The following is a 16,312-nucleotide window of genomic DNA, read 5'->3' on the forward strand; positions in this document are numbered from 1 at the left end:
CTTGGGCCATGCGGCCGGAGACCAAGGCGGCCGTACCGCAGGGACTCCGATTCACCGCTGCGCCTGAGTAGGGGCTACTCAGGCGCAGGGGCTCCTGGGTGGTCACACTCTGTGGGAACGGAGGTGGATCATGCGGTACCGGCTCGACCCCGCGGCCGAGGCCGAAGCGGCGCGCGGCAACCTGCTCGGCGGCCTCTGCACCGGAGGCGTGGCCTCGCTGGCCCACGCCTACAGGAGCGGCTGGGGCCCCGAGCTGAACGTCTACGTGGAGATTCCCCGCGACTCCGCCCTGTTCCCCCTGCTGTCCGCCGGCGCCGGCCTGGCCTGCGCGCTGTTCACCGTCGCGCTGGTCGTGCGGGTGGCCCGCCTGCGGATCGCGCTGTCGCAGCGACGGCAGGCACGCGATCCGGTCAAGGCGCTGCTGCTGCCGCCCTCGGCCGAGCACGGCGCCGCTCTGCGGAGGTCGAGACCGGGCCGGGCCACGCTGGGCAACGTCCTGGGGCTGGTCCTGGCGTGGGTGGCCATCCCGCTGGCGATGGTGGGACTGGGCATCCTGCTCACGCCCGAGCGGATGGGACAGCGCGAGGAGGACGCGACCCTGTTCGCCTCCGTGGCCACCGGGGTGGGGCTGGTCGTGCTGATCGTGGTGGGCGTCGACGTCACGCGGCGGCGGCTGCTGGCCTGGCAGGTGCGCAAGCTCTCGCAGGACCCGGCGTTCGCCGAGCTGATGCCGCCCGCCACCGCCGCCTTGTCCCGCTACCGCGCGCCGGTCGTCCCCGAGCTGAGGATCACCAACTACGCGCCGCCCGGCGACGTCATCTTCGGCCTGCCCAAGGTCAGCGCCACCCGCAACGTCTTCGGCCTGCCGCCGCTGAACATCGCCTACTTCCGGCTGTTCGAGAACGAGCTGCGGATGCGCGACTTCGTCAAGGGGGCCTTCCGCCGCTGGGGGTATGTGCACCTGCTGCGCAGTGCCGCCTCCGTGCGCCGGTCCGACCTGGTGCGGATGCGCCGCGCCGGGACGCTCGGGAACCTGTTCGTCGCCTCCGACCAGCGCATGCGGCGCGAACTCGACGCGCGCTCCTTCGAGCCGCTGCGGCGCGGGTTCCACCTCATCAGGGACGTCGGCGGCAGAGCCCTGCCCGTCTGGGACTTCAAGGGCGGATATCCCATGTCCGCCTTCCTGTGCCACGGCGCCTACTGGAAACGCGCCGTCGACACCCTCCTGGATCTGGCCGACCTCGTCGTCATCGACCTGTCGGGCTTCCAGAAGGAGAACATCGGCACCGGCTACGAGCTGCAGCGCGTCATCGACCGTTACCCCGTCCACCGCGTCGTCGTCCTGGCCGACACCGGCAGCGACACCGGCTACCTGACCACGCACGTCAGGCACGCGTGGTCGAGGATGGCGCCGGGCTCGCCCAACGCCGGCCACGGCACCAGGACCCTGCTGATCGGCCAGGTCCCGGTCGGCGGCCACAGAGCCACGTACCACATCCTGTCCCATGCGCAGAAACGACTGAGGTGATCGATGGTGACCGCCCCGCGTGCCGAGCTGTCCACGCCGTCCGCCCCCGGCGACGACCTGGCTCCGGTGATCGAGCTCTACAAGCTCGCGGTGGAGATGGCCGACCGGGTCTCGGCCCGGCGCACCCTGGCCAACGCCTTCTTCCTGTCCATCCAGAGCGCGTTGCTGTCGGTCTCGGCGTTGTCGCTGTTCACCGGCGCGCGATCGCTGCCGGTCTCGATGGTGTTCGCGCTGGTCGGGGTGGTGCTGTCGGGCACGTGGTGGGTGCAGTTGCGCAGCTACCGCGATCTCAACCGGGCCAAGTTCGCCGTCATCAACGAGATCGAGCTGCAGCTTCCCGTGCAGCCGTTCGGGAAGGAGTGGCAGGCGCTGCTGGCCAGCCGTACGGGGCCGTGGCGCGGACGCTACGCCGACCTGGGCAGCACCGAGCGGATCGTGCCCGGCCTGTTCGTGATGCTGCATCTGCTCCTGCTGGCAGGCAGACTCTTGGCATGAACTATCTGGACGCCGACGCGCGCCTGATCCGCAGCCTGCTGCCCGCCGAGGCCGCGCCGCCGGACGACGCCGCCGAGCTGTTCGTCCTGTACGCGGTGCTGCTGCGGGCCAAGGGCGAGCAGGTGAGCGCCGAGGACGTCCACGATGCCTGGTCGGCGTGGATGAGCACCCGCGATCCCGGCCATCCGGCGCTCATCCCCTTCTCGGACCTGCCGCTCTCGACCCGGGCGGCCGACGAGCCGTACGCCGTGGCCATCCGCGCGGCCGCCGCCCAGCGCCTGCGGTGACGCCGTCCGCCGAGGTCAGCGGAGGGGGCGGAAGAAGGTCCTGACGTCCTCGACGAGCAGGTCGGGGGCCTCCATCGCGGCGAAGTGGCCGCCCCGGTCGAACTGCGACCAGTGCACCACGTTGTGCTCGCGCTCGGCGATCCGCCGCACTCCGGCGTCCCCAGGGAAGACGGCGACGCCGTGCGGCAGCCCGGAGTACTCGGCCACCGCGCCCCAGCCCTTCTGCCCCTCCTTGTACAGGCGGGCGGCGGAGGCGGCGGTTCGGGTGAACCAGTAGATGCTCACGTCGGTGAGCATCTGGTCGAGGTCGACCGCGTCCTCGGGCAGCTCGCGGGCGGGGTCGGTCCATTCCTTGAACTTCTCCACGATCCACGCCAGCTGGGCGGCGGGGGAGTCGTGCAGGCCGAACGCGAGGGTCTGCGGCCGGGTCGCCTGGAGGATGGCGTAACCGGCCCGGTCCTGGTCCTGGTACTGGCCCAGACGGGCGAGCTCGTCAGGGGTGAGCCCCTGGAACTCGGCCGGGTCGCCGGAAGGGAATCCGAGCGCGCCGTTGACGTGCACGCCGACGACGTTCCCTGGCGCGGCGCGGCCGAGCATCGGCGAGATCACCGAGCCGCTGTCGCCGCCCTGCGCGCCGTAGCGGTGGTAGCCGAGCCGGTCCATCAGCACCGCCCAGGCCCGCGCGACCCGTTCCAGGTCCCAGCCGGTCTCGGTGGTGGGGCCGGAGAAGCCGAACCCGGGGATCGACGGGACGACGACGTGGAAGGCGTCGGACGGGTCGCCGCCGTGCGCCGCCGGGTCGGCGAGCGGGCCGATGACGTCCATGAACTCGGCGACCGAGCCCGGCCAGCCGTGCGTGACGATCAACGGCAGCGCGCCGGGCTCGGGCGAGCGGACGTGCAGGAAGTGCACGTTCTGGCCGTCGATGTGGGTGGTGAACTGGTCGAAGGCGTTCAGCCGCTCCTCGGCGGCCCGCCAGTCGTACGTGGTGCGCCAGTACTCGGCCAGCTTCCTGGCATGCCCGACCGGGACGCCGTAGGACCAGCCCACGCCGGGCAGCTCGTCCGGCCAGCGGGTCGCCGCCAGGCGGGCGCGCAGGTCGTCGAGCTCGGCCTGCGGGACGTCGATGCGGAAGGGGTGAATGCGCGGGTCGTCGTTCATGTCCTGCACGTTAGGGGCCGGTTAGGACAGTTCTGGTCCTAGCATGGACGGCATGCTGGAGACGTCGGCACGATTGTTGCGCTTGTTGTCGCTGTTGCAGGCCCCCAGGGAGTGGTCGGGCGGTGAGCTGGCCGAACGGCTCGGCGTCTCGCACCGTACGATCCGCCGCGACGTCGACCGGCTGCGCGAGCTCGGCTACGTCGTGGAGGCCACCCCGGGCACGGCCGGCTACCGGCTCGGCGCCGGGGCGGGGCTCCCGCCGCTGCTGCTCGACGACGACGAGGCGGTGGCGGTCGCCATCGGGCTCGGCACGGCGGCGGTCTCCGGCGTGACGGGGATCCAGGAGACGTCGGTGCGCGCTTTGGCCAAGCTCGAACAGGTGCTTCCGTCCCGGCTCCGGAGTCGCGTCGGCGACCTGCGCTCGGTCACGGTCCCGCTGACGGGGGCGGCGGAGGCCGTGGACCCGGGCGTGCTCACGGCGATCGCCGCGGCGGTCCGCCACCGGGAGAGCCTGCGGTTCGACTACCGCTCCCACGACGGCGCGCGGGATCGCCGGGGCGCGGAGCCGTACCGGCTGGTCAACTCCGGTCGCCGCTGGTACCTGGTGGCCTGGGACACCGGCCGGGGCGACTGGCGCACCTTCCGCGTCGACCGGATGCGGCTGCGCACCCCGAACGGGCCGCGCTTCACGCCCCGCGAGCCGCCCGGCCCCGACCTCGCCCGTTACGTCTCCGAGCGGATCTCCGTCGATCCCTACCGTTACCGGGGGCGGTTCACGGTGCGGGCTCCGGCCGACGTCGTCGCCGCCCGGATGCCGCCGACCATGGCGGTGATCGAGCCGGCCGACGACGGCTCCTGCGTGCTGTCCGCCGGCTCGAACTCCCTGGACGAGCTGGTGATGTGGGTGGGGCAGCTCGGCGTCCCGTTCGAGGTGCACGAACCGCCGGAGCTCGTCGCGCACGTCCGCGACCTCGGCGCCCGCCTCCTCGACGCCGCCCGCCCGGCGTGACCCGACGCCTTGGCGGGCGGGGCCGGGGTGGCGCGGCGCACCCCGCCCATGTCACACTCACTGTTATAGAACTCTTCCAAGAGTTATAGAACGAGGTGAGTGTGATGCCCAATCTGTCGCCATGGCGTGCGCCCGTCCCGGCGGACGGCCTGATGGGCGAGCCCGGCGCCCGGGGCCGGTTCGGCGAGTACGGCGGCCGGTACGCCCCGGAGTCCCTGGTGGAGGCGTGCCGCGAGGTGGACGAGGCGTTCCGGGAGGCGTGGGCCGATCCCGGCTTCCGAGGCGCCCTGGCCGAACTGCTCGCCCTGCACGCCGGACGGCCGACCCCGCTGACCCCGGCCCGCCGGCTGTCGCAGGAGCTGGGCGTGCGACTCCTCCTCAAGCGCGAGGACCTCACCCACACCGGCTCCCACAAGATCAACAATGTGCTGGGCCAGGCCCTGCTCGCCCAGCGGATGGGACGGCGCAGGCTCATCGCCGAGACGGGGGCGGGCCAGCACGGGGTGGCCACCGCGACCGCCGCCGCGCTGCTCGGCCTGGAGGCCACCGTCTTCATGGGCGAACGCGACATCGAACGGCAGAGCCTGAACGTCTTCCGCATGCGCATGCTGGGCGCCGAGGTGGTCCCCGTCAGCACCGGCAGCCGCACGCTCAAGGACGCCACCAGCGAGGCCATGCGCCACTGGGTCGGCGCCACCGGCGACTCCCACTACTGCGTCGGCTCGGTCATCGGGCCCGACCCCTACCCGTGGATGGTCAGGGAGTTCCAGCGGGTCATCGGTGACGAGGCCCGCGCGCAGTTCGCCGCCGAGCTGCGGACCGGCGTGCCGGACCACGTCGTCGCGTGCGTCGGCGGCGGCTCCAACGCGGCCGGCACGTTCGCCGGATTCGCCGACACCCCGGCGCGCTTCGTCGGCGTCGAGGCGGAGGGCGGCGCCGGGGCCACCCTCGGCAGTCTCGGCGTCCTGCACGGCTGCCGCTCGCTGTTCCTCCAGGACGAGGACGGGCAGATCGTCGAGGCGCACTCCATCGCCGCCGGGCTCGACTACCCGGGCGTCGGCCCGGAGCACGCCCACCTGCGCGAGCTAGGCCGGGCCCGGTACGTGACGGTGACCGACGAGGAGGCCGTCGCCGCGGCGCTGCGGCTGGCGCGCACCGAGGGCATCGTCCCGGCGCTGGAATCGGCGCACGCCCTGGCCTGGGTGATCCGCGAGGCCGGCGGCGAACTGCCCGCGGGGTCGACCGTGCTGATGACGCTGTCCGGCCGGGGCGACAAGGACATCTCCACCCTGAAGGAGCTGCTGTGACGGACATCCTGACCCCCGGCGCGGTCGAACGCCACCTGCGTGCCCGCCGCGACACCGGCCGCGCCCTGCTCATGCCGTACGTCACCGGGGGCGTCACGCCCGGCTGGACGCAGTACCTGCGGGCGTTCGCCGCAGCCGGCGCGGACGCCGTCGAGGTCGGCCTGCCCTTCTCCGACCCCACGCTCGACGGCGTCACCGTCCAGCAGGCGAGCGAGACGGCGCTGGCCCGGGGGGCGAGCACCCGCCGGATCCTCGCCGACCTGGCCGAGGTCCGGGACCTGGGCGTGCCGCTGGTCGCCAGCACCTACTACAACCTGGTGCTGCACGACGGTCCCGAGGCGTTCTGCGCGGCGCTGCGCCGGGCCGGCGTCGACGGCCTGATCGTGCCCGACCTGCCGGTGCACGAGGCCGACGAGCTGGCCGACGTGGCCGCCGCCGCCGGGGTCGACCTGGTCCTGCTGGCCTCCCCGGCGACGCCGGAGCCGAGGCTGGCCGAGATCGCGCGCCGCAGCCGCGGATTCGTCTACGCGGTGTCGGTGATGGGCACCACCGGCGAGCGGGCCACCCTGGCCGGCTCGGCGGCCGAGCTCACCGCGCGGCTCAGACGCCACACCGACCGGCCGATCTTGCTAGGATTTGGCATTTCCACGCCTGACCAGGCGCGGGAGGCCGGCCGGCACGCCGACGGAGTGGTGGTCGGCGCCGCGGTCATGCGGCGGGTGCTCGACGGAGCGGGGCCGGACGACCTGCGGGCCTTCCTCGCGACCCTGCGGAGGGCCCTCGACCAGGAGTGACGCACCACGATGACCCCCGATGCCGGGCACGAGGCGAGATACCGCGCCATCGCCGCCGACCTCGCCGCGAAGATCCGGTCGGGCCATTACGCCCCCGGCCAGGCGCTTCCTCCGCAACGGGAGCTGAGCGCCTCGTACGGGGTCACTCTCATGACGCTGCGCCAGGCGTTGCGCGAGCTCAGCGACGAGCGGCTGATCGTGCAGCGGCCCGGCAAGGGCACGTACGTGGCTCCGCCGCACCTGGCCTACCAGCTCGGCTCGCTCCGCAGCCTGGCCGACGACCTGCGGGAACAGGGTCATGACGTGCGTACCGTGGTGGCCGGGCGGGCGATGCGCCGGGCTCCCGACCGGATCGCCGCCGAGCTGCGGCTGCCGCCCGGCGAGACGGCCCTGCGGCTGGAGCGGGTCCGGGAGTTCGCCGGGCGTCCCGCCGTCCACCAGGTGTCCTGGGTGCGCAGGCCGATGGCCGACCAGATCCGCGACCGCGACTTCACCGCCGTCTCCCTCTACACCGCGCTCGCCGACGCCGGGGTGGCGGTCGCGCGGGCGTCGGAGGTGGTCCGGCCCGGACTGCTCGACCCGGCCGCCGCGCGCCGCCTGCACGAGCCCGAAGGCAGTGCCGTGCTGGTCAGCACCCGGATCACCTACCTGCCGGACGGCGTTCCTGTCGTGTCCGACCATGCCACCATCCTGGGCACCATGATGGAGATCCGGACCGAACGCGCCGCCACCGGGCTCTCGCTCACCTGGCGGGCGACCAGCTGACGCCTTCGCCTCACCGCAGGGCGGCGATGGCCTGGTCGGCGTTCTCGTGGAAGGAGAGCAGGCGGGTCAACCCCATGATCTTGAACGCGTGCTCGATGTCGGCGCTGAGCCCGGCCAGCGTCAGGCCGGCGTCCGCCTCCTGGGCCCGCTGGTGCGCGCCGACCAGCACGGAGATGCCGGTGGAGTCGCAGAACCGCAGCCCCGACATCTCGATCACCAGGCCGTCGCCCGGCGCGAGGCCGAGCTCGTCGAGGGCCTCGCGCAGGCGGGGGGAGGTGTGGTGGTCGAGGTCGCCGGCCACCTCCAGGATGCGGATGCGGCCGGAGGGCGGCCGGGTGGCGATGCTCAGACCGTGGTCGTGCTGCACTGGGGCTCCTCGGGAGAGACGCCCGTCGAGCGGGCGGGGACGGACAGGGCGAGCACAGCGGCGCTGACGTCCGGCTCCTTCCGCTCGCTCCGCCGGCGCATGCGCCGAGCAGGGGCGGAGGCCCGACCCCCGGAGTGGTCTGGCCTATTCTACCTACGGTCGAGGTGACGCCTGACCTGCCGGTCCACCGCATCGAAGGCGCCATCGCGGGCAGAGCACGTGGCGCACTCGCAGTCGAACCGAAGGGGGACCCGGATGACAGGCGACCACCACGGTGAGCCGGGACCGGCGGCCGGGGCCGGGATCTTCACCGTGGACGACGAGGTCGGCCGCGACCTGGCCGAGGTCGACTGGGAGGCGACCCCGCTGGGCCGCCCGGAGCAGTGGCCGCAGAGCCTCAAGACCGCGGTGAGCATCCTGCTGTCGTCCCGGTTCTCCATGTGGATGGCGTGGGGGCCGGAGCTGACGTTCTTCTGCAACGCCGCCTACCGCCGCGACACGCTGGGCCAGAAGTACCCATGGGCGCTGGGCCGGCCGGCCGGCGTGGTGTGGGCGGAGATCTGGGAGGACATCGGCCCGCGGATCGACGCCGTCCTGTCCACCGGGAAGGCCACCTGGGACGAGGCGCTGCTGCTGTTCCTGGAGCGGGCCGGCTACCCGGAGGAGACGTACCACACCTTCTCCTACAGCCCGCTGCGCGACGACAACGGCTCGGTGGTCGGCATGCTCTGCGTGGTCAGCGAGGAGACCGAGCGGGTCATCGGCGAACGCCGCATGGCCACCCTGCGCGACCTCGGCTCCGACCCCAGCGTGGTGCGCACCGAGCAGGAGATGCTGACCTTCGCCTGCCGCCAGCTCGGCCGCAACCTCCAGGACCTCCCCTTCACCCTGACCTACCTGTTCGACGGCGACGGCCGGGCGCGGCTGGCCGGGGCGACGGGGCTGCCCGCCGGGCATCCGGCCGCCCCGGACACCGTCACGCCCGGCGACCCTGAGGCGGTGTGGCCGGCGCAGGCCCCGGCCCGCGGCGAGGCGGCGCTCGTGGCGCTCGACGCGGCCCCGTACACCGCGCTGCCGCCGGGGAACTGGCCGGAGCCGCCCACGCGGGCGCTGGTGGTGCCGCTGCTGCAACAGGGCGGCATGCCGTACGGGTTCCTGGTGGCCGCGCTCAACCGCTATCGCTCCCTGGACGACGCCTACCGCGGGTTCATCGAGCTGGCCGCCGGGCACGTCGCCACCGGCATCTCCTCGGCCCGCAGCTACCAGGCGCAGCAGCGGCGGGCCGAGGAGCTGGCCGAGCTCGACCGGGCCAAGACCGTCTTCTTCTCCAACATCAGCCACGAGTTCCGCACGCCGCTCACCCTGATCATGGGCCCGGTGCAGGAGTTGCGGAACACGCTGACCGGCGCGGCTCCCGAGGTGCGCCAGGACCTGGAGGTCGTCCACCGCAACGCCCTGCGGCTGGGCCGGCTGGTCAACACGCTGCTCGACTTCTCCCGGATCGAGGCCGGCCGCATGCAGGCCCGCTACGAGCCGGTCGACCTGGCGGTGGTGACCGCCGACCTGGCCAGCGTCTTCCGCTCGGCGGTCGACAAGGCCGGTCTGTCGTTCGAGGTGGACTGCCCGCCGCTGGACGAGCCGGTCTACGTCGACCGGACCATGTGGGAGAAGGTCGTGCTCAACCTGCTCAGCAACGCGCTGAAGTTCACCTTCGAGGGCTCGATCGCCGTCCGGGTGGGCGTGCGGGACGGCGGGGCCGTGGTGACCGTCTCCGACACGGGCATCGGCGTCCCGGCCGAGGAGCTGCCGCGCCTGTTCGAACGGTTCCACCGGATCGAGAGCGCCCGCTCGCGCTCCAACGAGGGCAGCGGCATCGGGCTGGCCCTCGTCCAGGAGCTGGTCGGCCTGCACGGCGGCACCATCACCGCCGAGAGCGCCGAGGACGAGGGCACGACCTTCACCATCCGGCTGCCGTTCGGCGCCGGCCATCTTCCGCCCGGCAGCCTGATCCCGGCCCGCCCGGCGGACGCGGTCTCGGCCGGCGCCGAGCCGTTCGTGCAGGAGGCGCTGCGCTGGCTGCCCGAGGACGACACCGCCGCCGGGACGTCCTCCTCCGACGTCTCGGCGGACGGCGGCGGCCCGCCGGGGCTGAGCGACGGCACGCCGGCCCGGGTGCTGATCGCCGACGACAACAGGGACATGCGCGAGTACCTCGTCCGGCTGCTCAAGGGCGCCGGTTACCAGGTCACCGCCGTCGGCGACGGACTCCAGGCGCTGGACGCCGTGCACGCCGACGAGCCCGACCTCGTGGTCAGCGACGTGATGATGCCGCGCCTGGACGGCCTGGCCCTGGTCGCGGCGCTGCGGGCCGATCCGCGCACCGCGGGGGTGCCCGTGCTGCTGCTGTCGGCCCGTGCCGGGCAGGAGGCCTCGATCGAGGGCCTGGAGGCGGGCGCGGACGACTACCTGGTCAAGCCGTTCTCGGCCGCCGAGCTGCTGGCGCGGGCGCGGGCCAACGTGGAGCTGGCGCGGTTGCGCAACCACCACACCCGCTGGCGCAACGCCATGATCGACTCCTTGCAGGAGGCGTTCTTCGTCACCGACGCGGACGGCGCGGTGATCGAGATCAACTCCGCGTTCACCGACATCCTCGGCTACGGCCCCGGGGGTCTGCCCTACACGCCCCGGCACCCGTGGTGGCCGGAGGAGGAGAGCGCCCCGCAGGCCCACGCCCAGGTCGCCGCGGTGTTCGACCGGCTCGTCGGCGACGGCAGGGGCAGCGCGGTCATCCCCCTCACCCACCGCGACGGGCACCAGGTGTGGGTCGCCGTCACGTTCAACGCGGTCACCGACCCCGACACCCGCCGCCGCCGCGTCGTGGGCACCATGCGCGACGTGACCGCCGAGCACTACCTCGTGCAGCGCGAGAGCGCGCTGGCCGCGCTCAGCCTGCGGGTCTCGCAGGCCGACAACCTGAACGACGCCCTGGCCGGCGGGCTGGACGCGCTCCAGGAGGTCTGGCACGCCCGCCAGGTCACGGCCGTCGTCTGGGACGAGGACGGCGCCCGCGACCCGGTCGCCGCACCGTCCGGCCCCGGCTGGCGGGACCTGCCGGAGCAGGTGCGCGCCCGGCTCGCGGGCCTGCGCGGGCAGCCGCCCCTGCGGGCGGTCGCCTCCGAGGCCGACGGCGCCGGCATCACGCTGGAACATCCCAAGGGCCTGCTGGCCGTCTGGATCGACCTGGGCCAGAACCGGCCGTTCACCCACGAGGACCAGACCCTGCTGGCGCTGCTGGCCGGACACCTGGGCCAAGGCCTGCACCGGGTGCACCACCTCGACCAGCAGCGGGAGGCGGCCGTGGCGCTCCAGCGCGCCATCCTCGGGCCGTCCCGGCTGCCCAGCGGCTTCGCCGTGCGCTACGAGCCGGCCACCCGCCCGCTGGAGGTCGGCGGCGACTGGTACGACATCGTGCCGCTGTCCGAGGAGCGCATCGGGATCGTCGTCGGCGACTGCGTGGGGCGCGGGCTGGGGGCCGCGGCCGTCATGGGACAGCTGCGCAGCGCCTGCCGGGCCCTGCTGCTCCAGGACGCCGGGCCCGCCCAGGTGCTCACCGCGCTCGACCGGTTCGCCGCCCTCATCCCGGGCGCCAGGTGCACCACCGTCTTCTGCGGCGTCCTGGACGCCGCCACCGGCGACCTCGTCTACGCCAGCGCCGGGCATCCCCCCGGCATCCTGGCCCACGCCGACGGCACGACCGCGCTGCTGGAGGGCGGCCGTTCGACCCCGCTGGCCGTACGGTCCGCGCGCGGGCGCACGGAGGCCGGCTGCACCATGCCGCCCCGGTCCACGCTCCTGCTCTACACCGACGGGCTGGTCGAGCGGCGGCGGCGTCCGCTGACCGACGGCATCGGCGAGGCCAGCACCGCCGTCCAGGTCGGGCGGTCCACCCCGCTGGAGGAGCTGGCCGGCGCCGTCATGTCCTCCCTCGCCCCCGACGGCGGCTTCAACGACGACGTCGCGCTGCTGCTCTACCGCCAGCCCGCCCCGCTGGAGGTGGACTTCCCCGCCGAGTCCAGCCAGCTCGCCCCCGTCCGCTCGGCCCTGCGGGAGTGGCTGGCCCGCTGCCAGCTCGCCCCTTCGCAGGTGCAGAACGTGCTGGTGGCGGCGGGGGAGGCGTGCGCCAACGCGATCGAGCACGGCCACCGCGACGCCCCCGGCGCGACGATCCGCCTGCGGGCCGTCGCGACCCCCGGCGACCTGCGCCTCATCGTCGCCGACTCCGGCCGCTGGAAGCCTCCGGAGCCCGAGGCGAGCCTGCATCGGGGCCGGGGGGTGGCGCTCATGCGCGCCCTGATGAACGAGGTCACCATCAACTCCGGCGCGGCCGGCACCACCGTCGACATGCATGCGAGGATCAGCTCATGACCACCCCTCTGACCCTGGCGGCCTCGACGCGTCCCGACGGCACGCTGGTCGTCGCCGCCACCGGTGAGATCGACATGAGCAACGCCGGGGCCCTGGAGGAGGCGCTGATCAGGACCGGCGAGAGCATGGTGCTCGTCGACCTGCGCGGGGTGGAGTATCTGGACAGCGCGGGCCTGAGCGTCCTGTTCACGCACGCCCCGCGGATCCGGCTGGTCGCCAACCCGCTGCTCGAACCCGTCCTGACGATCGCGGGCTTCGCCGACGTGGCCGCCGTCGAGGAGATCACCTACGCCGAGCCGTCGCCGGACGGGCACGACGCCTGAGGAAACAAGGACTTTCGGTCATCCGGCATGGCATCTGCGAGGGCTACAGGGTTTTGGCCTCGCAGGTAAGTGTGCGTCCGGGCCGCGGCGGGCATGGCCCGGACAGTCGGACCTTTCGGACAGGAGGCGGGCGGTGGAGCCCACGTCGCTGGAGACGCGTAGTGAGGTCCTGTTGACCGGCGAGGTGCGCCTGCCGGCCCGGCTGAGCATGACCGCTCTCCGGTCGATGCCGCAGCGCGAGACCACCGTCAGCTTCGAGTGCCGCAGCTCCGGACCGCGGCGCCACTACTTCGCCGGGCCGCTTCTCATCGACGTGCTCCAGGCGGCCGGGCCGCTGTTCGACCCCGACGAGCGCAAGAGCCGGCTGCGCTTCCTGGTCTCGGTGCTGGGCCGCGACGGCCACCGCGCGGTGTTGTCGTGGGGCGAACTCGACCCCGAGTTCGGCAACACGCCGGCGATGCTGGCCGTCGGCATGGACTGCCGGCCCCTCGACGACCAGGGGCCGCACCTGGTGATGCCGGGCGACCGGTGCGGCGGCCGGCACGTCAGCGGCGTCACCGGCATCAGGGTCTGCGTGGACGACCGACTATGGGAGCACCGTGCGTAGCCCGACGTACGGCGGGAGCTCGCTCATGCGGGGTAGGCGTGCGTCTCGGTGGCCTTGACCGAGGCCCAGATCCGCTGGCCGGGGGTCAGGTCGAGGTCGGCGACGGCGGCGGGGGTGATGTCGGCGAAGGCGGTGAGGGGGCCGTCGAGGTGCACGCGCACGTTGTCGCCGTGCCGTTCGAGACCCTCGATCCGGGCCTGCCAGAGATTGCGCGGGCTGCCGTCGGGACGGCTGCGGTACAGCGCCACGGCGGCGGGCGGGAACGCCACGAACGCGGGCCCGTCCAGCTCCTCGGACGCGTGCAGCAGCACCTCGCCGACCTTGACCCCGGCGCCGTCGGCCACGCCGCGATACAGGTTGAGCCCGACCAGGCGGGCCACGTAGTCGGTGCGCGGATGGCGGGCGACCTCGGCCGGCGAGCCCTCCTGGACGACCGCGCCGCCCTCGATGACGATCAGCCGGTCGGCCAGCACCATCGCGTCGAGGGGGTCGTGGGTGACCAGCACGGTCGCGCCGTCGAAGTCGGCCAGGTGGCGGCGGAGCTGGGAGCGGATCTCCAGCCGGGTGTGGGCGTCGAGCGCGGCCAGGGGCTCGTCCAGCAGCAGCAGCTCGGGCCGTACGGCCAGCGCGCGGGCGAGCGCGACCCGCTGCGCCTGGCCGCCCGACAGCCGCCGGGGCCTGGCGGCGGCGTGGGCGGCCAGGCCGACGCGCTCCAGCAGGGCGGCGGCGATCCGGCGGGCCTCGGCCTTGGGCACGCCCTGGCAGCGCGGCCCGAAGGCGACGTTGTCGAGCGCCGACAGGTGCGGGAAGAGCAGGTAGTCCTGGAAGACCATGCCGATCGGACGGTCCTCGGCGGGCAGCGTGTGCAGCGGCGCGCCGCGCAGGCCGATGTGCCCGGCGGTCATCGGGGTGAGCCCGGCCAGGGCGCGCAGGGCGGTGGTCTTGCCCGCGCCATTGGGGCCGAGCAGCGCCACCACCTCCCCGGCGGCGACCCGCAACGCGACGTCGAGGGTGAAGGCGGGCCGGGTGACGACCAGATGGGCGTCGAGGGTCATGGCGTGCTCACCCACCGGTCGCGCAGGCTCGCCAGGATGACCACCGAGACGGCCAGCAGCACCAGGCTGAGCACGATCGCCGCCTCCGGCTCGGTCTCCAGCGCCAGGTAGACGGCCAGCGGCATCGTCCGGGTCGTGCCGGGGAAGTTGCCGGCGAACGTGATCGTCGCCCCGAACTCGCCCAGCGCCCGCGCCCAGCACAACACGGCCCCGGCCACCACGCCCGGCATGACCATGGGCAGCGTCACCCGCCGGAACACCGTCCAGCGGGAGGCGCCGAGCGTCGCGGCGGCCTCCTCGAAACGCTGGTCGGCGCCGCGCAGGGCGCCCTCCACGCTGATCACCAGGAAGGGCATCGCGACGAACGCCTCGGCCACGATCACCCCCGCCGTCGTGAACGGCAGCGAGATGCCGAAGGCGGACTCCAGCCACTGCCCGGCCAGGCCGCGCCGGCCCAGCACCAGCAGCAGCGCCACCCCGCCGACCACCGGCGGCAGCACCAGCGGCACGGTGACCAGCGCGCGCACCAGCCGCCGCCCCGGGAACGACACCCGGCCCAGCAACCAGGCCAGCGGCACGCCGAGCAGCAGGCAGAAGGCCGTGGCGACGGTGGCGCAGACCAGCGAGAGCCGCAGCGCCTCCAGCACCTGCGGCTCGGCCAGCCGCTGGAGCAGCGTGGACCAGGGGGCCCGGATCAGCAGCCCGGCCAGCGGCAGCACCAGGAACGCCAGCCCCGCCAGCGCGGGCACGACCAGCATCCACGGCGCCCGCCCGGCGATCTCGCGGCCGGTGGCGGGCTTGCCATGCGGGTCCGCCACGGGCCGTCCGGACGAAGAGGTCACGGGGCCTCGAAACCGGCCTTGGTCAGCACGTCCTTGCCCTGCGGGGACAGCACCAGGTCGACGAACTGCTTGGCCAGGTCGGCGGCCGGCGCCTTGGTCAGGGCGGCGATCGGGTAGTCGTTGATCGCCTGGCCGGCCTCGGGGAAGTCGATGCCGGTCACCTTGCCGCCGGAGGCGATCACGTCGGTCCGGTAGACCAGGGCGGCGTCCACCTCGCCCAGCTGCACCTTGGTGAGCGTGGCCTTGACGTCCTGCTCCAGGGTCACCGGCTTGACCGTGAGGCCGGCCGCGCCGAGCGCCTTGACGGCGGCGGCGCCGCACGGCACCTGCTCGGCGCAGAGCGCCACCTTCACCTCAGGGTCGGCCAGGTCCTTCAGCTCGTCGACCTTGGCCGGGTTGTCGGCCGGCACCGCGATCTGCAACTTGTTGCGGACGAAGGTGGTCGGCGCGCCCGCCAGGGAGGCGTCGGTGACCGTCTTCATGGTGGCGGGGCTGGCCGCGGCGAACACGTCGGCCGGGGCGCCCTGGACGATCTGCTGGGCCAAGGTGGCGCTGGAGCCGAAGTTGAACTTCACCGTCGTGCCCGGATGGGCGCTCTCGAAGCTCCTGCCGAGCTCGGTGAACGTGCCGGTCAGCGACGCCGCCGCGAACACCGTCAGCTCTCCGCCGCCCGCCGACGACGCGGGGGCCGAGGAGGTGGACGTGGCCGGCGTGCCGGAGCCGCAGCCGGCCAGGCCCGCCAGCGTGACCGCGACGGGCAGGGCGATCGCCCATCGGGAAAGACGCCTGAACTTCAAGGGGGCTCCTCACACCTGAGTGGCCACGCGTTCGTGGCCGGGGATCTCCACGACGACGTTGGTGGACTTGATCACGGCGACCGCCACCACCCCCACCTCCAGGCCCAGCTCGTCGGCCGCCTGGCGGCTCATCAGCGACACCACCCGGAACGGCCCGGCGGCGATCTCCACCTGGGCCATCACCGCGTCGCGGATCACCTCGGTCACGATCCCGCGGAAGCGGTTGCGCGCCGAGGAGCGCCCGCCCTCGCCGTCGGCCTCGATCTGCGAACGGGCGAAGGCCGCCAGATCGGCGCCGTCGACCCGCCGGTGGCCGTGCTCGTCGCGCCCGGCCGCCAGCCGGCCCGCGTCGACCCACCGGCGGACGGTGTCGGAGCTGACCCCGAGCAGCGCCGCGGCCTCGCTGATCCGAAACGTCGTCACAAGCCCACACCCTACCTTCCGCATATTCCACCCTGAAGCCCGGTCAGGCCATGCAACAGCGGCCTGATCGCCGGGTGTGCCCTGGCATCCACGAGAGCACACCCGGCGACCGCGTCCGTCACTGCCG

General features: G+C 73.6%; 17 protein-coding genes. 10 read left to right on the plus strand and 7 right to left on the minus strand.

The annotated features are described in order from the left end of the window. Nucleotides 1–130 precede the first annotated feature (130 nt). Genes AB0J97_RS23415 through AB0J97_RS23425 form a run of 3 tightly spaced genes read left to right on the plus strand, consistent with a single transcriptional unit; the run spans nucleotide 131 to nucleotide 2,310 of the window. Nucleotides 131–1,528, plus strand: coding sequence for a hypothetical protein (locus AB0J97_RS23415; protein ID WP_364091885.1), 1,398 nt, complete (start codon nucleotides 131–133; stop codon nucleotides 1,526–1,528). Between the two features lie 3 nt (nucleotides 1,529–1,531). Then, a complete protein-coding gene (locus AB0J97_RS23420; protein WP_357699537.1) occupies nucleotides 1,532–2,023 on the plus strand; it encodes a hypothetical protein in 492 nt (163 codons plus the stop codon). Then, nucleotides 2,020–2,310, plus strand: a complete 291-nt coding sequence (locus tag AB0J97_RS23425; RefSeq protein WP_364091887.1) for a hypothetical protein — start codon at nucleotides 2,020–2,022, stop codon at nucleotides 2,308–2,310. Before AB0J97_RS23420 ends, AB0J97_RS23425 begins: the two co-directional genes overlap by 4 nt. A gap of 15 nt (nucleotides 2,311–2,325) precedes the next feature. Here AB0J97_RS23425 and AB0J97_RS23430 read toward each other — a convergent pair whose 3' ends face one another. Then, nucleotides 2,326–3,471, minus strand: a complete 1,146-nt coding sequence (locus AB0J97_RS23430; protein ID WP_364091889.1) for an epoxide hydrolase family protein — start codon at nucleotides 3,469–3,471, stop codon at nucleotides 2,326–2,328. A gap of 52 nt (nucleotides 3,472–3,523) precedes the next feature. Between AB0J97_RS23430 and AB0J97_RS23435 the strand changes: the two genes are divergently transcribed. The 4 genes from AB0J97_RS23435 (at nucleotide 3,524) to AB0J97_RS23450 (ending at nucleotide 7,346) form a co-directional block, all read left to right on the plus strand. Next, entirely contained in the window at nucleotides 3,524–4,480 is a 957-nt protein-coding gene (locus tag AB0J97_RS23435; protein ID WP_364091891.1) for a transcriptional regulator, read from the plus strand. Between the two features lie 104 nt (nucleotides 4,481–4,584). Continuing rightward, on the plus strand, nucleotides 4,585–5,787 hold the full coding sequence (gene trpB / locus AB0J97_RS23440; protein WP_364091893.1) for a tryptophan synthase subunit beta: 1,203 nt from the start codon (nucleotides 4,585–4,587) through the stop codon (nucleotides 5,785–5,787). Further along, nucleotides 5,784–6,581, plus strand: coding sequence for a tryptophan synthase subunit alpha (trpA, locus tag AB0J97_RS23445; RefSeq protein WP_364091895.1), 798 nt, complete (start codon nucleotides 5,784–5,786; stop codon nucleotides 6,579–6,581). Before trpB ends, trpA begins: the two co-directional genes overlap by 4 nt. 9 nt (nucleotides 6,582–6,590) lie before the next feature. Then, nucleotides 6,591–7,346, plus strand: coding sequence for a GntR family transcriptional regulator (locus AB0J97_RS23450; protein WP_357699549.1), 756 nt, complete (start codon nucleotides 6,591–6,593; stop codon nucleotides 7,344–7,346). A 10-nt stretch (nucleotides 7,347–7,356) separates the two neighbouring features. Here the strand turns inward: AB0J97_RS23450 and AB0J97_RS23455 are convergent, their stop codons facing one another. Together AB0J97_RS23455 and AB0J97_RS23460 are read right to left on the minus strand one after the other, a co-directional pair. Then, nucleotides 7,357–7,713: an STAS domain-containing protein gene (locus AB0J97_RS23455; RefSeq protein WP_364091897.1), complete on the minus strand. Its 357-nt coding sequence runs from the start codon at nucleotides 7,711–7,713 to the stop codon at nucleotides 7,357–7,359. Beyond that, nucleotides 7,692–7,814: a hypothetical protein gene (locus AB0J97_RS23460; RefSeq protein WP_357699553.1), complete on the minus strand. Its 123-nt coding sequence runs from the start codon at nucleotides 7,812–7,814 to the stop codon at nucleotides 7,692–7,694. The genes AB0J97_RS23455 and AB0J97_RS23460 overlap by 22 nt, the downstream gene beginning before the upstream one ends. Before the next feature lie 154 nt (nucleotides 7,815–7,968). Between AB0J97_RS23460 and AB0J97_RS23465 the strand changes: the two genes are divergently transcribed. The 3 genes from AB0J97_RS23465 (at nucleotide 7,969) to AB0J97_RS23475 (ending at nucleotide 13,068) form a co-directional block, all read left to right on the plus strand. Continuing rightward, a complete protein-coding gene (locus AB0J97_RS23465; protein WP_364091900.1) occupies nucleotides 7,969–12,138 on the plus strand; it encodes a SpoIIE family protein phosphatase in 4,170 nt (1,389 codons plus the stop codon). Continuing rightward, complete coding sequence (locus tag AB0J97_RS23470) at nucleotides 12,135–12,461, plus strand: STAS domain-containing protein (RefSeq protein ID WP_364091902.1); 327 nt, start codon at nucleotides 12,135–12,137, stop codon at nucleotides 12,459–12,461. The genes AB0J97_RS23465 and AB0J97_RS23470 overlap by 4 nt, the downstream gene beginning before the upstream one ends. A gap of 133 nt (nucleotides 12,462–12,594) precedes the next feature. Next, a complete protein-coding gene (locus AB0J97_RS23475) occupies nucleotides 12,595–13,068 on the plus strand; it encodes a hypothetical protein (protein WP_364091904.1) in 474 nt (157 codons plus the stop codon). A gap of 23 nt (nucleotides 13,069–13,091) precedes the next feature. Here the strand turns inward: AB0J97_RS23475 and AB0J97_RS23480 are convergent, their stop codons facing one another. The 4 genes from AB0J97_RS23480 to AB0J97_RS23495 form a co-directional block, all read right to left on the minus strand. Beyond that, nucleotides 13,092–14,123: an ABC transporter ATP-binding protein gene (locus AB0J97_RS23480; protein WP_364091906.1), complete on the minus strand. Its 1,032-nt coding sequence runs from the start codon at nucleotides 14,121–14,123 to the stop codon at nucleotides 13,092–13,094. Then, entirely contained in the window at nucleotides 14,120–14,881 is a 762-nt protein-coding gene (locus tag AB0J97_RS23485) for an ABC transporter permease (protein WP_364091970.1), read from the minus strand. Before AB0J97_RS23485 ends, AB0J97_RS23480 begins: the two co-directional genes overlap by 4 nt. 80 nt (nucleotides 14,882–14,961) lie before the next feature. Then, nucleotides 14,962–15,762: a molybdate ABC transporter substrate-binding protein gene (gene modA / locus AB0J97_RS23490; RefSeq protein ID WP_364091908.1), complete on the minus strand. Its 801-nt coding sequence runs from the start codon at nucleotides 15,760–15,762 to the stop codon at nucleotides 14,962–14,964. Between the two features lie 9 nt (nucleotides 15,763–15,771). Further along, a complete protein-coding gene (locus AB0J97_RS23495; RefSeq protein ID WP_357699565.1) occupies nucleotides 15,772–16,185 on the minus strand; it encodes a helix-turn-helix transcriptional regulator in 414 nt (137 codons plus the stop codon). Between the last annotated feature and the right edge of the window lie 127 nt (nucleotides 16,186–16,312).

It is taken from the genome of Nonomuraea sp. NPDC049607, from assembly GCF_040675375.1.
Classification (GTDB): Bacteria; Actinomycetota; Actinomycetes; order Streptosporangiales; family Streptosporangiaceae; genus Nonomuraea.

What these genes read in the sequence shown, in the direction of transcription:
- AB0J97_RS23415 (WP_364091885.1), top strand. Translation starts at nt 131, where the DNA reads ATGCGGTACCGGCTCGACCCCGCGGCCGAGGCCGAAGCGGCGCGCGGC.
- AB0J97_RS23420 (WP_357699537.1), top strand. Translation starts at nt 1,532, where the DNA reads ATGGTGACCGCCCCGCGTGCCGAGCTGTCCACGCCGTCCGCCCCCGGC.
- AB0J97_RS23425 (WP_364091887.1), top strand. Translation starts at nt 2,020, where the DNA reads ATGAACTATCTGGACGCCGACGCGCGCCTGATCCGCAGCCTGCTGCCC.
- AB0J97_RS23430 (WP_364091889.1), bottom strand. Translation starts at nt 3,471, where the DNA reads ATGAACGACGACCCGCGCATTCACCCCTTCCGCATCGACGTCCCGCAG.
- AB0J97_RS23435 (WP_364091891.1), top strand. Translation starts at nt 3,524, where the DNA reads ATGCTGGAGACGTCGGCACGATTGTTGCGCTTGTTGTCGCTGTTGCAG.
- trpB (WP_364091893.1), top strand. Translation starts at nt 4,585, where the DNA reads ATGCCCAATCTGTCGCCATGGCGTGCGCCCGTCCCGGCGGACGGCCTG.
- AB0J97_RS23450 (WP_357699549.1), top strand. Translation starts at nt 6,591, where the DNA reads ATGACCCCCGATGCCGGGCACGAGGCGAGATACCGCGCCATCGCCGCC.
- AB0J97_RS23460 (WP_357699553.1), bottom strand. Translation starts at nt 7,814, where the DNA reads ATGCGCCGGCGGAGCGAGCGGAAGGAGCCGGACGTCAGCGCCGCTGTG.
- AB0J97_RS23465 (WP_364091900.1), top strand. Translation starts at nt 7,969, where the DNA reads ATGACAGGCGACCACCACGGTGAGCCGGGACCGGCGGCCGGGGCCGGG.
- AB0J97_RS23470 (WP_364091902.1), top strand. Translation starts at nt 12,135, where the DNA reads ATGACCACCCCTCTGACCCTGGCGGCCTCGACGCGTCCCGACGGCACG.
- AB0J97_RS23480 (WP_364091906.1), bottom strand. Translation starts at nt 14,123, where the DNA reads ATGACCCTCGACGCCCATCTGGTCGTCACCCGGCCCGCCTTCACCCTC.
- AB0J97_RS23485 (WP_364091970.1), bottom strand. Translation starts at nt 14,881, where the DNA reads ATGCTGGTCGTGCCCGCGCTGGCGGGGCTGGCGTTCCTGGTGCTGCCG.